The organism is Enterococcus sp. AAFC-DPL-5146 (assembly GCF_058216635.1).
The window spans coordinates 1,961,796-1,977,193 of sequence record NZ_CM177103.1; the positions used below are offsets into that span (position 1 = coordinate 1,961,796).

Sequence of the window (15,398 nt, forward strand, 5' to 3'; positions counted from 1 at the left end):
TGTATACAAGAGATATTTGAGAATTATAAAGCTTATGTACCTATACCAATTGATTTATTTTATTTCTTCTTTTTACTTTTGTATGACCTTTACCAATTTAAATAAAATAACTTGTATGAATACTTTAAAGTACTCATACAGCAAAAAAGATGTTGAATTTCTTATTCAAACATCTTTTTGCAGCTCAGTTTTAGCCTAATAGTTTTAATTATAAATTGCTTTGATCGGGTCCATTCTTGATGCACTAATCGCTGGAATGATTCCAAAAATGATTCCCGTAAAAATAGAAACCAATGTTGATATAGCAAAAATCGATGGTGTCATAACTGGAATGATATCTACAAAGCCTCCGACTAATGTAGAGAGAAGGTAACCTAATCCAACACCAATTAGTCCTCCTAATAGTGTTATAAATGCAGCTTCTAATAAAAACTGCATTAGGATCATCCGTGGTTTTGCACCTATTGCTCTACGAATGCCTATTTCACGTTTTCTTTCAGTGACCGATACATACATGATGTTCATCACACCAATGCCGCCAACTAATAATGAGATCGCTGTAACAGCCATCAAGAACATCGTAATACCGCCAATTGCATCTTCCATTTGTTTTTGATTCTTCTGCTCTTGATCGTTTTCTTTAAAAATCCCCTTAACATCTGGATGGCTTTCATTTAAAATAGCAACGGCTTGCGCAATAACAGCTTGCTTATCTCCGCCTTCTTTTACTTTAAAATTAATACCGCTAATTGATTTTGAGGTCGCAAGTTTATTGTACGAACTCCTTGAGACAAAACTACTGTTGATAATATTCCAATCTAATGACATGGCCTCAGTATTGTCTATATTATCATAATCAAATGGTTCTAAAATTCCGATTACTTTATACATGTAGTTATTGATTGATACTGCTTTTCCGATTAATTCGCTTGGATCATCCATCTTCAAACTCGTATCAAAAACATCATGATTTAAAATAATCACATCTTTATTGATATCTCGATTATCAAAATCTCGCCCATATTTAATTTTATTCTGTCCTCGATTAGACGTAACCATTAAATTGGCTTTAGCACCGAAATAATCCAATTGCAGATTTAGATTGTCTCCCATTGTACCGTCTCCATATTGAGGATAAATAGATTCAACACCATCTACATCTCTGACCTTTTTCATGTCAACCCTGGAAAAACTAAAATCTGGTTGTTCGTAAGACATCATACCAGTAGAACTTTCGTCCTGCATTGTATAATGTAATTTGACAACATTTGTATTCATAGCACTAGTTGCAGACATTACTTGCTTCTTCATACCTTCACCAAGTGTCGAAATTGTGACAACAGACGTGATCCCAATGATAATTCCGATCATCGTCAGAAAAACCCTTAGTTTGTGTGCTCTTAAACTCAATAAGGTGCTAATCAGTAAATTTGAAATCATCGGATCACCTCTTCTTCAAGAAAACGGCCATCTTTCATATGAATCACGCGAGTCGCATATTTTTTCATATCTGCATCGTGAGTAACCATGACGATGGTTTTACCTTGATGGTTCAATTCGGTTAATAACTCCATGATTTCTATGCCTGTTTCACTGTCCAATGCCCCTGTTGGTTCATCAGCCATAATCAACAACGGATCGTTCACTAAAGAACGAGCAATTGCCACACGCTGTTGTTGACCGCCTGATAATTCATTTACTTTTGCTTTTGTCTTCTCACCTAAACCAACTAGTTCTAAATATTTTTCAGCAATTTTTCGTTTTTCTTCATTACTCTTCTTGCCTTCATAGACACATGGTAATTGGACGTTCTGACTAACATTCAATGAATTGATCAAAAAGAACTGCTGAAAAATAAAACCAAGATATTCATTTCTAAATTCAGATTTTTTATTTTCTGAGAGAGTCGAAACATCTTCTCCCTTAAAAAGATAATTACCATCAGAAACTCTGTCTAGAAAACCGATGATATTCATTAATGTGGTTTTTCCACTACCTGATTTTCCCATAATCATAATAAATTCACCTTCATTGATGGTTAAATCCAGTGATTTCAATACGTGCAATTTTTCTTTTCCAACTGGAAAATATTTGTTGATTGCCTGCATCTGAATGAGAGGTCGCGGGTTTTGATCTTGTTGTATCATATCTGCTTCCTCCTATTCTTTAGCTGCTGGAGCTGCTGCTTCTGATTCTTTATTGCCTTCTTCGATCAAATCTCCTTCTTTGACTTCTTTCTTAGAAGAAACAACAATTCGATCACCAGATTCTAAGCCTGAATTAACAACTGTATTATCACCTTTTTCTTCTCCCACTTGAATGTCACGACGGATAATTGAACCAAAATCATTGACCAATACGTATTTTTTACCATCTTGATCATGGATTGCTTTTTTAGGAACTTCAATTGGTTTATTTTCACCTAAGTTGATTGTCGCTTGCATATGATAGCCATTTTTGATTCCTTCTAAACTATCCAACGCTAATTTCACATTATACGTAGACATTGATGCTTGCGAACCGCTATCTTCTCCTTGACTTTGGTTTGCTTTAGCTTCTGGCGGATTATCATCAATATAAGAAATTTTCCCTGTCACAGATGTTCCACTTGATACCACTGAAAGATTAGCTTTTTGATCGATTGCGATTTTCATTAAATCTTTTTCATTCACTTTTCCAGCAACATATAAACCGTCTGATGTTAAACGAAGAATTGGTGCATTCTCATCTTTTACTTCCGGAATTGAGACACGACCTTTGAATTTTGATTTTGTTGAAATGTATTGTTTTGTTGATAAATCTTCAATCGTCTGATTCGAGAATAAGATTTCTTCATCAACTGCATCAATTTCAGATTGATGTTGTTCGTTGATAGCGGCGCCCGTTGTGCTTCGGTCTTCTTCTTTTGCTTTATTATAATTGTCGATTGCTCGGTTCCATTTATTATATATATTCTGTTTTTTAGTAGCTAATTTACTTAAAGTATTATTCTGAGTTTCAATCTCTTTGGTTACTTCTTTATCTTCATACGTAAATAACTCAGTCTCAGGTTCAACAACATCTCCGTTTTTCACTTTGATTTCCGGATTACTAGTCATTTTATTATCTTTTGAAAAAGCTTCTGCTTGTTCTGGCTGTACGACACCATTAATATAAACCTGTTCAATATCTGGAACTTCAAAATACTCAATTCCTAATTCATCGGAGGCTGTTTTCTTTTCCAGTCCAGCTTCTTTTTTTCCACCAAAAACACTTGGAAGAATAAAAATACCGACAAGTACTACTGCAACTACACCTATAATAATCATTGTTCTTTTCTTCATAACCCTTCTCCTCATCTCCTTTTGCTTAATAAAACGATCATTTCTTATCTATATCAGTGACCTTACTCTTTTATTTAACCATTATTTACTATGTCATACAAGTGACATTTTTGTAATTGAATGAACGTTCTGACTTTTTTTATAGCAACTAATTGGCAATATTTGAATAATTCGTTCTTCTCAGCAGCCTTAAACTAAGTAGAAAAAGAGAGCGAAACAAAACTAGAAATCAGTTTTGTTTCGCTCTCTAAATCCTAATAAACGTCAAGTAAGAAGCAACTTCCTCTTATTTCTCGGAGCTAAACACTTTTTTCTTTATCTCTTTTTATTTAATGCTCTTAAGCAACAATGAAGGATTTAAACATTGTATAAATCATTGCTATTTATATGCACCCTTTTTCAACCAGTTTAATTTGATTTTAAAGCTTTGAATAATAAAATCAATATCGTATGAAGGATCTTTTGCAAGTTCTTGGTAGCTTTCAGCAATTGAAGAGAATACATTATTCATAAGCATTTGCATCAACAGTTTAAATTCTTGTTCATTTTGAATGTTTAATTGAGAACGATTAATCAGTTTATAAAGCTTATGTCCAGGGTACTTTTTCTGGTATTCCTCCCTCTTTTTACCACTTGTTATAAATTGAGGAGAAATTCGCCTCGTCGACTGGTAGTCTATATTCATAAAAAAATGTTTATAAAACGACGCATTTTCCCCAGTCAATACGTCAAAAATCATTTTTGAAAAATACTTGTCCATACCTTCAAACAAATCCCCGTTTGCTTCTTGCATACATTTTTCAATATTTTTTTTGCTAGTTTGTTTCAATAGATCAAAATAATAAAAATACAAATCTTCCTTATTCTCAAAATATTGATAAAAACTTCCTCTAGGTATTTCAGCCAATGTAATTATCTTAGCAATTGACGCTTCTTGTAAAGATGTTCTTGAAAATTCGATTTTGGCAGCTTTTAATAACCTTTGCTGTTTCTCTTGAGTTAGATGAAAAAAAGTACTTTTTGGCATCTAGTGCACCCCTTCTTTCATAATAACAATAAGTCATATGACACGATGTCATTATAGCACCAAGAAATGGAAAATCAATAGAACTTATTTAAATAATTTTTTGAAAAAACTAGGGAAAACAACTTGTTTTCCCTAGTCTATATTTATTATATTATTTACCGCCTGCCTCACATTTTTGACAACCTCTTCATAAGGTTGATTGGCATCTATAATGAAGTAATTTGGATACGTCATTATTTTTAGTTTATTCTGAGATTCTTGATCGTATAACGCTGTGCGTTCCCTTATGATTGCTTCATCGTCTTCTCTATTCTGCAATCTCGATAATACGTTCTTTTTAGATACCTCTAAAAAAATTGGAATCACCATATTGCCAAATCTTTTTTCTATTTCTTGGAACCCTTTAATCGTTAGTACATCATATGCATAATGAGCCGTTGTTTTTTGAATCAGCTCATCAATTCCCACTCCATATTGATTGCCATGATACGTGTCATGTTCGGCTAAAGCATTTGTATTTAGTAAGTACTCAAACCGTTCTTTCGTCTCGAAATAATAATCTACACCCTCTTGTTCTTCTTTTCTTCTTAGCCGAGTTGTATGAGAAATCACTTTATATTCAGCGGGAAAAACAGCTTCTGCAACTTTGGTTTTCCCTGAACCACTTGGGCCAATGAGAACAAAAAAAGGATACATGAGTTTTTTTCTTTCCATTAGTTATTCCCCCTTTACAAACTCACTATACAACAACAGATGATTCTCTTCAATATAAATGAAAACAAGACTCAAAGATAAAACACGTAGCTTCATCCTTAAGTCTTGTCTATTTTTATTTTAAGTTTTGTCCATTTGTTTCAATGACTTGTTTGTACCAATTAAATGATTTTTTCTCATAACGATTCATTGTACCTTCACCGTTATCATCTAAATCAACATAAATAAATCCATAACGTTTACTCATTTCACCTGTCGAAGCACTCACTAAATCAATACAGCCCCATGGTGTGTATCCCATCAGATCAACACCATCTTTTACAGCATCAGACATTGCTTCAATATGTCGACGTAAGTAGTCAATACGATAATCATCTTCAACGTAGAAGTTTTCGTCTACTTTATCAATTGCACCTAAACCATTTTCAACGATAAACAATGGTTTTTGATAGCGATCATATAATTCGTTTAACGCAATTCTCAACCCTTCTGGATCGATCTGCCAACCCCATTCACTGGCTTTTAAGAATGGATTACGAACACCACCAAATAAGTTGCCAATGACTGTATCATCTTCTTCTGCCGTTTCATTGACTGCAGAAGACATATAATAACTAAAACCGATATAATCTACTGCATATTTTCTCATTAACTCTAAATCATCCGCACCGATTTCTAGCTCAGATACACCGTATTTTTCAAACATTCTTTGTTGATACGCTGGATATTCTCCACGAACTTGGGCATCTGTACAATAAAAATTGAATTCTTGATTTTGGGTAAGGGTTGCCATTTGATTGACCGGATTTGCATCAATGCTATAAGTTGTCGCATAGATAATCATACAGCCAATTTGCATATCTGGATTAATTTCATGTCCGATTTTCACTGCTTTAGCACTAGCAACAAATTGATTATGCCAAGCTTGGAACACATTTTGATAATCGCCAGCACCAGTTGCTTTGACCATTCCTTGACTTAATGCTGGGAAATGGAAAGCTGAATTAATTTCATTAAATGTCATCCAATATTTCACTTTTTTACCATAACGAGTTAAAACGACCCTCGCATAGTTTTCAAAGAAATCAATTAATTTACGGTTTTTCCAACCGCCATATTCTTTCGCTAAATGTAATGGCATTTCGTAATGAGAGATTGTAATTACAGGTTCAATCCCTTGTTTCAGACACTCGTCAATCACATGATCATAAAATTTTAAGCCAGCTTCATTTGGAGCTGCTTCGTCACCTTTAGGAAAAATTCTTGACCAAGCAATGGAGAATCTATAGCACTTAAATCCCATTTTCGCAAATAAAGCAATGTCTTCTTTAAAACGATGATAATGGTCGATACCTCGATGGTTCGGATAAATAAACTTGTCTTCATCGATTTCCCAATTGAATGTATCACTCCCTAAAACTTGAAAACGTTGTTTGCCACCTGGCATTGCATCTGCTACTGATAAACCTTTACCATCTGAAAGATAAGCACCTTCTAATTGATTGGCTGCAGTTGCTCCGCCCCATAAGAATCCATCCGGAAATACTGTTGTTTTGTTTGACATTCGTTTTTCCTCCCTATTTTATAAATATGATATGCTCGTTCAGACTTGATGACTTAAACTGTAAAACTAGCTCATAAAACTAGATAGTATTAATCCTGAACGAGCTAACGTAGCCTTTAATAAAAATTAAACCCTTTGATTAACGTACGATTGCTAAGAAATCTTCTCCGTGTAAAACATCTGTTTGATCCATGTCTAGTATATCTAAATAATCACCGCTATTAGTAACTACAACTGGCGTTACAATCGGATGTCCTGCTGCTTTGATTTTTTCAACATCAAACTTGACTAACAGATCTCCTTGTTTTACTTTATCTCCTTGTTTAGCAAATAACTCGAAGCCATCGCCGTCCATCTCGACTGTATCCATCCCAATATGCATTAATACTTCTACTCCATCTTCAGTTACAATGCCTACTGCATGTCCTGTTGGAAATAGTGTAGTAATTTCTCCATTAGCAGGTGCATAAAGTTCACCCACTGTTGGTTCGATTGCAATTCCTTTTCCTAAAGCACCCGATGAAAATACTTGATCTTCTACTTTATCTAGAGGAACGATTGTACCAGTTAAAGGACTTGTTAAAATAATTTTATCATTTTTTTTACTATTTTGTGTTTCTGAGTTAGAGTTATTTTCTTTTACAGAATTGTCACTGCCTGATTCTGGTTTATCTTCGAATTTCAAAACAAATGTTAATACAAACGCAATTACAAAGGCAATCACAGTTCCGATGATTGCTGCAACCATTCCAGAAGTGTCTTTTGTCTCTTGAGGAATGAATCCAGGTAAACTCAACAAACTAATCAAACCAAACACATAGTTTTGAACATGACTGAAACCGATAAAAGCACCACCAACAGCGCCACCAATACATGCAGCAATAAATGGTTTTTTCAATGGTAATGTGACACCATAAACAGTCGGTTCAGTAATACCAAACATCGAAGTGATTGTTGAAGATAAAGCTAAGCCTTTTAATTTAACATTTTTTGTCATAAAGAAGACAGCTAACGCTGCACCACCTTGTGCCAATACTGCTGGTAGAAGCATTGGTGCCATTGTATCAACACCACCGCCTGCTGCAGAAAGGTTCAACAACATAATTGGAACAAAGCCCCAATGCATACCGAACATTACAAATACTTGCCATAAACCACCCATAACTGCACCAGCAATAATTGGGCTAAAACCATAAATACCATCATAACCTTTTCCAAGTAAATCACCTAAAATCGTACCGATTGGACCAATTGCAATAAAAGTAACTGGTGCCATCACAAGGAAAACAGCTAATGGAACACAGATTATTTGTAAGAAAGTAGGAATGAGTTTCTTAAAGAAACGTTCTACATGACTTTGAACATAAACAGCTAGAATAATCGGGATAACTGACGATGTATAAGCACTCGCACCGATAATCACTGGAATTCCAGCAAAACTTAATGTTTGACCTGCTAAGGCTGTAATACTAGGGTGAACCAAAGCCATTGCTAAACAGACAGCTAAAAACTGACTAGTTTTGAATTTCTTCGCTGCTGTAAAGGCTAAGATAATTGGCAAGAAGGTAAAAATTCCATCTGCGATTGCAAAAAGAACAACATAAATTCCTGATTCAACAGTCAGCCAATCTAATGTAACAGCTAAGGTAAGAAAACCTTTTAAGACCCCCGCTCCTGCCATAGCGCCTAAGAAAGGTGTAAATATAGAAGAAATAATATCAATTAACTGATTAAAAATATTTCCCTTAGGTCCCTCATCTTTTTCTGAATTGTCGTCACCTAAATTACTATGAGCCATCAACTCTTTATACACATCACTTACATGGCTACCGATCACAACTTGATACTGACCACCACTACGAACAACTTGAATCACATCGGGATCTTGATTTAATTGTTCCGTATTCGCTTTTTCTTCATCTTTTAATTTGAATCGCAAACGTGTTGCACAGTGAACGACGCTATTCACATTCTCTTCTCCGCCAACTAACGTTAAAACGCGTTCAGCTATTTCTTGATTTTTACTCATTTTGTTTACCTCTTTTCCTTCATTTTTTATATAAAAAAACCTAAACTGAAAAAACAATAATCTACTATACTTTAAAAGACATAAATATAGATAAATCGTTTGTTTTTTCAATCTAGGTTTTGCCTGCTAATCAGTAACAATCCGCTTCGATTGAATGTTATATTTTTTTCTCTCCAACTACTCGTTGGATGTGAATCGTAAGATAAATTTGTTCTGCTTTATCAATTGGTTTTTCGTATTTCTTGATAAGATACTCGTTGATTCTCTGTACTGACTGAAATGCTTTTGGGTATTTACTTTGAATCAATTCATAAAGAAAATCATCTTCTTCATCATGTGCTTCATTTTGCAAATAACGTTGCGCAAAATATTGTAAGTGAGTCACGATTCTTTGATAGTTCAATGATTCTTCATCAAATGGTTTACCAAAATAACGACTGATGATTGTTAGAATATCTCGTACCATTTCAGTACCAGTCATTGTCATCTCCATGTTTCCATTTGCCTGCTCACTGTTCACAATATGAAAAGCAATAAAACCTGCTTCATTTTCCGAAAAATCAATACCTAACTTTTCCCTAATCAAAGCTACGCCTTTTCTAGCAATCGCAAATTCTTTAGGATAAAACTTTTTTGTCTCAAACATTAATGGGTTGGGCATCTCAAGCCCTTCTTTGGCCCGTATAATTGCATAGTGCACATGATCGGTCAATGTTAAATAAATATTTGATGAAAGCTCGATTCCTAAATCTTCTTCTGCTATATCTACGATTCTTTTGACAAGTTCAACTTCTTCTAACGGTATATCTGCAAATAATTGCTGAAACTGTCCTGAAGTAATCGAATCTTTAAGTACGAACTCTTTTTCAATAAAGGTTGGATCAATCACATCACCAATTTTTTTTTGAAAAGCAAGTCCTCGACCCATACAGACGATTTCTTCACCTGATTCATTTTTTGTCATGACGACATTGTTGTTTAAAATTTTTTCAATATTCATGATGAAACCTCACTTTTACAAATACAAATGAAAAAAACCTAGAATCCACCCAAAAATAAATAATATGGAAGATTCAGGTTTTGCCTGCCGAACAGTAACAATCCTTATTGCATGCATAGCATACCATTATTCTAATTCATTTGCAAGCCTTTTCAAACAAAAAAAACAAGGCTTATTTTTTAAACAACTATTAAGATTAATCCAAATTCAATTGTAAACTTTCTGAAAAAGAGTTACAATCTATCCCAGAGTTTTAAAAAATATATATTTTCAAAGGATGAGTTACATGTTTGAATCAATTTCAACACCCGATTTTGAAACACTTTATACTGAAAATGAACTTAACGTCATCGACATTCGTGAAACCGATAGTTTTATTCAAGGACACTTAGCTCACTCCATGTCACTACCTGCTACTGTTTTACCAAATATGTTAAAACAGCTAAATAAAGAAAAGATCTACCATATCATAAGCTACAGCGGACGACGCTCAAAAGTAATTGCGTCTTTTATGGCTTCTAAAGGCTTTCATGCTGTTCATGTTATTGGTGGTATGAAACAACTATCTAAAATCTAAAGCTTCTTAAACAAGTGTCCAATTATTGGATACTTGTTTTTATCTTCATAAAACAAATTTACTGTTAAAATGTTTATTTTTATCAAATTTACACAAAAACATTGCATTCCTTACTTTTTATTAGTAAAATGGTTTTGTTTATAAATAAAATGATACCTAGGTATTCAAAGGAGATTTTACATGTCAAAATTACTTGTTGTTAAAGCACACCCACTTACCAAAGAAGAATCTCGTTCTGTCCGTGCATTGGAAACCTTTTTAGAAAGTTACCAAGTACAAAATCCAACAGATGAGATTGATTTTCTTGACGTCTATGCTGACTTTATTCCAGAAATCGATGAAGAATTACTTTCTGGCTGGGGTGCATTACGCACTGGTACTGAATTCACTGCTCTAAACGAAAGTCAACAAACAAAAGTTGCTCGATTCAATGAATTGACCGATCAATTTTTAAGTGCTGACAAAGTGGTTATTGCCAACGCCTTATGGAATTTAAATGTCCCAACTCGTCTAAAAGCTTGGGTGGATACAATCAATGTCGCTGGAAAAACATTTAAATATACTGAAGAAGGACCTAAACCGTTAACTAATGGTAAAAAAGCCTTGCATATCCAATCAAATGGTGGTTTTTACGAAGGGCAAGATTTTGCTTCTCAATATGTAAAAGGAATTTTAAACTTTATCGGTGTTTCTGAAATTGATCAATTATTCATCGAAGGAATCGATCATCACCCAGAAAAAGCGGAAGAATTATTAGATACAGCAATGAACCAAGCAACAACTCTTGGAAAAACATTTTAAGATAAAAGAAGCTGAAACGGTCTAATCCGTTTCAGCTTCTTTTATTCTTCTAACCTCTTTAATTCCTCTTCTTCATGATACAAACTTGAAACATCCTTATACCATTCAAAAATGTGGGTAATAAGCACCTTAACTGCAGCATAAACTGGTATTCCTAGAATAACCCCAACTACACCAAATAACTTTCCAGAAGTCAACAACACCAATAAAATCGTCACTGGATGGATAGCAAGTTGGCTCCCTAACACAAGAGGTGAGATTACTCGTCCTTCAATCGTTTGCTCAATAACAAAAACGACTAAAACCTTAGCTAATAAAACCGGTCCGCCTACAATTCCTAAGAAGACCGCTGGAACCATCGCCAAAAATGAGCCCAGATAAGGAATCAGATTAAGAAAACCTGCTGTGATTCCTAATGTAATAGCATAATCCAAGCCAATAAATGAAAAGCCCAAAATAAACATCACAGCTACCGCAAAAGCCACGGTTAATTGACCACGGATATAAGAAGAAACTTGTGAATTCACTTCGCCTAGTACTTTTAATGTAGGTTTACGCATTTTATTGGGTAAAAATTTCATCAAATAAGGTGCTAACTGTTTCCCGTCTTTCAAAAGGTAGAATAAAATGAATGGCATCGTAATAATCGCCACCACAACAGTTGCAACAGCCCCAACAAAATTTCCTAGCCCTTGAACAGTAAATGTAGAAATATTGCGAATAATATCACCTAAAGAACTGATTAGTTTATCGCCCATATCCTCTAGTTGACTTCTAAACTGTGCAAAGAAAGGATCACTTAATATCTCTTGCATTTTTTTATCGATAGTATCAATATATTGAGGAAAATGATTTCCAAAACTGACTGTTTGTTCTTGAATTTTTGGCACAATTACAACAAGTCCCCAAATGATTAACGCAACTACAATAATAAATAGTCCAATAATACTCCAAATACGAGGTACTTGTTTTTTCTCCAAATAATCAACAACCGGATTCATTAAATAATACAATATCCCTGCCATGATTAAGGGTAAGCCAACAACACCAATAAATTGCCAAACAGGTTTAAATAAATAAGATACTTTAGTAAAAACTAACAGAATCAATAAAATCAACAATACAATCAATAATGCTGTTACTACTTGATTATTTAAAAACCAACGCCAAAACCACGAAAAACGTTTATCTTTCTCTTTTTCCATTTAATCACGCTCCATGGGAGATATATTCTAAGGTTGACCCAACCTTGATTATTGGAAACACACTTGGCGTAAGATACATTCCATTAACGATTGCATCATCTTCTGGAACGTCATCAAAAACTAGTGTCACATGAGCAATACTATTTAAGTTATTATTAGCAAATGGTCCAACATACAAAATTTTATATTCTTGTTCATCAATCTTTAATGAATCGCCTTTTCTCATCTCTAAAGATTGTGTCCCTTGAAATTTTTGAATTACAGAATATTCTTTTAATCCGTCTGTGGTGCTTTCGCCAAAAAGTATGATCATCGGCTCTTTCTCATCTAATGCTTGAGCACCAATTTCAGTAACTATAGCTTTCATATCGTAATCTCTCCCTCTCCCAATAATCAATCCTTATTATAACATATAACTTTTTTTCTTATTCAATAATTTGTATTTCAAAAAAGATAAAAAGACGAACAAGAATTTAATCATCCTGTTCGTCTTCTGATAAATACATACTTCATTATATATATGACACGTTTATGATAAAACCGTTACCTCTACCTGTTTTCTTCCCCACTGGATACATTGTGCTACATCAGAAAAATGTAAATCAATGATATTTCCTTTAATTGCGCCACCGGTATCACTGGCAATAGCTTCACCATATCCTTCAACATAAAGCTTTGTGCCTAAAGGGATGACAGAAGGATCCACTGCAATCGCCATTGGATCAACTCGAAGATCTTGTCCCATAGCTGTTAAATTTCCACCGCCAATATAACCTTCATTACATGAATAAGCAGTTGCTTCCATCATCATCTTTTGTCCAGTTGGTTTGGCATTTTCTATTTTTTCTTTATCTAATTGAGCTTGTTTCTCCTCAGCTTCTGCTTTTTCTTTAGCTACTTTCTCAGCTTGAGCTTTTTTATCAGCTTCAACTTTTGCTTTTTCAGTCTTTTCTTTTTCGATTTTTTCTTTATTTAAAATAGTTGTTTTTACTAGTTGAATTGCCTTACCTTCTGTCAATGAATAAATCATGGACTTAGATAAATTTTTTGCAGTATCCTCCGACACGACTTTGTAACTAGTTAAACCTTCAAATTCACTACTTTTATTTTCAGCTGCATATACTGGAATAACCGACCCAGTAATAAAACAGGTAATGATAATCAAAATTGGTAACCATCTTTTCTTCATTAAATTGTTTCCTCCCTAAAATTCGTACGAGAGCTATCATATCACGGAGTAAAACACTGATGGTTACTATTTAATTAAGGCTAGGTTACAGTATTCAAGGAAGCGTTTTATTGATTGTTACATTGGAAATATTTTCTTTTTTTTTAGTAAAAAATAGCAAAATGATATTAAAGAAGCTTGATGCATCGGGGTTTATATATTTTTCATTAGAAAACTCGCAAAAATAATTAACGGCCTCTTCCAGCGTTATATTTATACTTAATATAACAAATACATTCCTATAGAAATACCAAAAAATCCTTACATTACAGTAAGTTTACAAAAAATTCTATATGAACACCAAAAAAACTATCGTTATTTAATGGCAATCAAAAAACCATTACATACTGAAAACACAGCGTGTAATGGCCATCTACTTATACCTATTTAAAAAAGTCTAGAATATGAGTCCAAATCTCTTCTTTGAACACATCTTTTGGATGTCCTCCACCGATCACTCCATAACCGATCATGGTTCCGGCAACGAATAAAATGATCACTAAGGCAATCACTACTAAAACTTTCAACAAAGTCACTATAATATAGCGTGTCGAACTCATATCACTTTCCCCTTTTAACTAACAGTTGACATTTTCTTTTCTACAACTTTTTCGTCATTTACTCGTTCCACTTTTGCTCCTAATTTTTGAAGTTTTTCATGGAACTTATAGTAACCACGATCTAAATATTCTAGGTGAGATACACGTGTAATTCCCTCAGCACGTAAACCTACTAGAATCAAAGCAGCAGCGGCACGTAAATCAGTAGCTGCCACAGCAGCACCTTGTAATGACTGACTGCCGTTAATAATCGCAATATTACCATCGATTTTCACATCAGCGTTCATACGTTGCATTTCTTCCAAGTGTTGGAAACGATTTTCAAAAACAGTTTCTGTTACCACACTTGAACCTTCTGCCACCATTTGAATTGCAGTCATTTGCGCTTGCATATCTGTTGGGAATCCAGGGTGAGGTAATGTTTTAACATCAGTTGGTTTGATTACTTTAGAACCAACTACGCGTAAACCGCCCCTCTCTTCACGAATAACAGCACCCATTTCAGTTAATTTAGAAATAAGTGGTCGATTGTGTTCTGGAATAGCTTCTTCAATCAAAACGTCGCCTTCTGTCATTGCAGCTGCAACCATGAACGTTCCCGCTTCAATACGATCTTGAACAATTGAATGCTCAACAGCGTGAAGTTTTTCCACACCTTCAATACGCATCATTTCAGTTCCAGCACCAACGATTTTAGCGCCCATCTTATTAAGAATATTAGCTAAATCAACGATTTCTGGTTCTCTAGCAACGTTTTCAATAATAGTCATGCCTTTAGCTTTAACAGCAGCCATCATGATATTTTGAGTGGCACCCACACTTGGGAAATCTAAATAAATCGTATTACCGATTAATTCGTCAGCAATCGCTTCGATGTAACCATTCTTTTGAATGATTTTAGCACCTAATGCTTGGAAGCCTTTCAAATGTAAATCAATTGGTCGTTTACCAATTGCACATCCACCTGGCATAGCAACTTTTGCATGGCCATTACGAGCTAATAGAGGGCCCATAACAACGATTGACGCTCTCATTTGACTAACATACTCATAGTTTGCTTCGATGCCCAAAGGCTCAGTTGCATCGATTGTGACTTGGTTCAAGTCTTCATTAAATTCAATATCTACATTTAAGTGTTTGATTACTTGATTCATTGTAAACACATCAGAAAGAATTGGTACATTATTTAAAGTTGTTGTTCCTTCTTCAGCTAAAAGAGTCGCTGCTAAAATTGGCAATACTGCATTTTTAGCCCCTTCGATTTTCACAGTTCCTTTTAATTGGTTACCACCATGAACAATAATCTGTTCCATTTTGTTCCCCCCAAAAAAGTTAGAATTGGATACTTTAATCCAAAATCTTTTCTATTA

Annotated in this window: 15 protein-coding genes; 2 read left to right on the forward strand and 13 right to left on the reverse strand. The window is 34.4% G+C overall.

Going from position 1 to position 15,398, the window contains the following annotated elements; all coding sequences use genetic code 11:
- Positions 1–204: 204 nt before the first annotated feature.
- The 8 genes from AC4BB2_RS08980 to licT form a co-directional block, all read right to left on the reverse strand.
- Positions 205–1,440, reverse strand: coding sequence for an ABC transporter permease (locus AC4BB2_RS08980; protein ID WP_490472599.1), 1,236 nt, complete (start codon positions 1,438–1,440; stop codon positions 205–207).
- Entirely contained in the window at positions 1,437–2,147 is a 711-nt protein-coding gene (locus AC4BB2_RS08985; RefSeq protein ID WP_490472600.1) for an ABC transporter ATP-binding protein, read from the reverse strand. The genes AC4BB2_RS08980 and AC4BB2_RS08985 overlap by 4 nt, the downstream gene beginning before the upstream one ends.
- Positions 2,148–2,159: 12 nt before the next feature.
- On the reverse strand, positions 2,160–3,323 hold the full coding sequence (locus tag AC4BB2_RS08990; protein ID WP_490472601.1) for an efflux RND transporter periplasmic adaptor subunit: 1,164 nt from the start codon (positions 3,321–3,323) through the stop codon (positions 2,160–2,162).
- Between the two features lie 379 nt (positions 3,324–3,702).
- The gene (locus AC4BB2_RS08995; protein WP_490472602.1) at positions 3,703–4,350 is read right to left on the reverse strand and encodes a TetR/AcrR family transcriptional regulator; all 648 of its coding nucleotides are present in this window, start codon (positions 4,348–4,350) and stop codon (positions 3,703–3,705) included.
- Between the two features lie 132 nt (positions 4,351–4,482).
- On the reverse strand, positions 4,483–5,064 hold the full coding sequence (locus tag AC4BB2_RS09000) for a guanylate kinase (protein ID WP_490472603.1): 582 nt from the start codon (positions 5,062–5,064) through the stop codon (positions 4,483–4,485).
- A gap of 115 nt (positions 5,065–5,179) precedes the next feature.
- On the reverse strand, positions 5,180–6,628 hold the full coding sequence (locus AC4BB2_RS09005; protein ID WP_490472604.1) for a glycoside hydrolase family 1 protein: 1,449 nt from the start codon (positions 6,626–6,628) through the stop codon (positions 5,180–5,182).
- A gap of 139 nt (positions 6,629–6,767) precedes the next feature.
- A complete protein-coding gene (locus AC4BB2_RS09010; RefSeq protein ID WP_490472605.1) occupies positions 6,768–8,657 on the reverse strand; it encodes a beta-glucoside-specific PTS transporter subunit IIABC in 1,890 nt (629 codons plus the stop codon).
- 157 nt (positions 8,658–8,814) lie between these two features.
- On the reverse strand, positions 8,815–9,657 hold the full coding sequence (licT, locus tag AC4BB2_RS09015) for a BglG family transcription antiterminator LicT (RefSeq protein ID WP_490472606.1): 843 nt from the start codon (positions 9,655–9,657) through the stop codon (positions 8,815–8,817).
- 286 nt (positions 9,658–9,943) lie between these two features.
- Between licT and AC4BB2_RS09020 the strand changes: the two genes are divergently transcribed.
- Entirely contained in the window at positions 9,944–10,234 is a 291-nt protein-coding gene (locus AC4BB2_RS09020) for a rhodanese-like domain-containing protein (protein WP_490472607.1), read from the forward strand.
- 180 nt (positions 10,235–10,414) lie between these two features.
- Positions 10,415–11,035 (forward strand): FMN-dependent NADH-azoreductase, encoded by a 621-nt coding sequence (locus AC4BB2_RS09025; protein WP_490472608.1) that lies wholly within the window; start codon positions 10,415–10,417, stop codon positions 11,033–11,035.
- A gap of 41 nt (positions 11,036–11,076) precedes the next feature.
- On the opposite strand, the gene AC4BB2_RS09030 is transcribed toward AC4BB2_RS09025, so the two are convergent.
- The 5 genes from AC4BB2_RS09030 to murA form a co-directional block, all read right to left on the reverse strand.
- On the reverse strand, positions 11,077–12,240 hold the full coding sequence (locus AC4BB2_RS09030) for an AI-2E family transporter (protein WP_490472609.1): 1,164 nt from the start codon (positions 12,238–12,240) through the stop codon (positions 11,077–11,079).
- A gap of 4 nt (positions 12,241–12,244) precedes the next feature.
- A complete protein-coding gene (locus AC4BB2_RS09035; protein ID WP_490472610.1) occupies positions 12,245–12,607 on the reverse strand; it encodes a PTS glucitol/sorbitol transporter subunit IIA in 363 nt (120 codons plus the stop codon).
- A 162-nt stretch (positions 12,608–12,769) separates the two neighbouring features.
- Positions 12,770–13,429, reverse strand: a complete 660-nt coding sequence (locus tag AC4BB2_RS09040; RefSeq protein ID WP_490472611.1) for a 3D domain-containing protein — start codon at positions 13,427–13,429, stop codon at positions 12,770–12,772.
- A gap of 422 nt (positions 13,430–13,851) precedes the next feature.
- Complete coding sequence (locus AC4BB2_RS09045; RefSeq protein ID WP_490472612.1) at positions 13,852–14,028, reverse strand: DNA-directed RNA polymerase subunit beta; 177 nt, start codon at positions 14,026–14,028, stop codon at positions 13,852–13,854.
- A gap of 14 nt (positions 14,029–14,042) precedes the next feature.
- The gene (gene murA / locus AC4BB2_RS09050; protein ID WP_490472613.1) at positions 14,043–15,341 is read right to left on the reverse strand and encodes a UDP-N-acetylglucosamine 1-carboxyvinyltransferase; all 1,299 of its coding nucleotides are present in this window, start codon (positions 15,339–15,341) and stop codon (positions 14,043–14,045) included.
- Between the last annotated feature and the right edge of the window lie 57 nt (positions 15,342–15,398).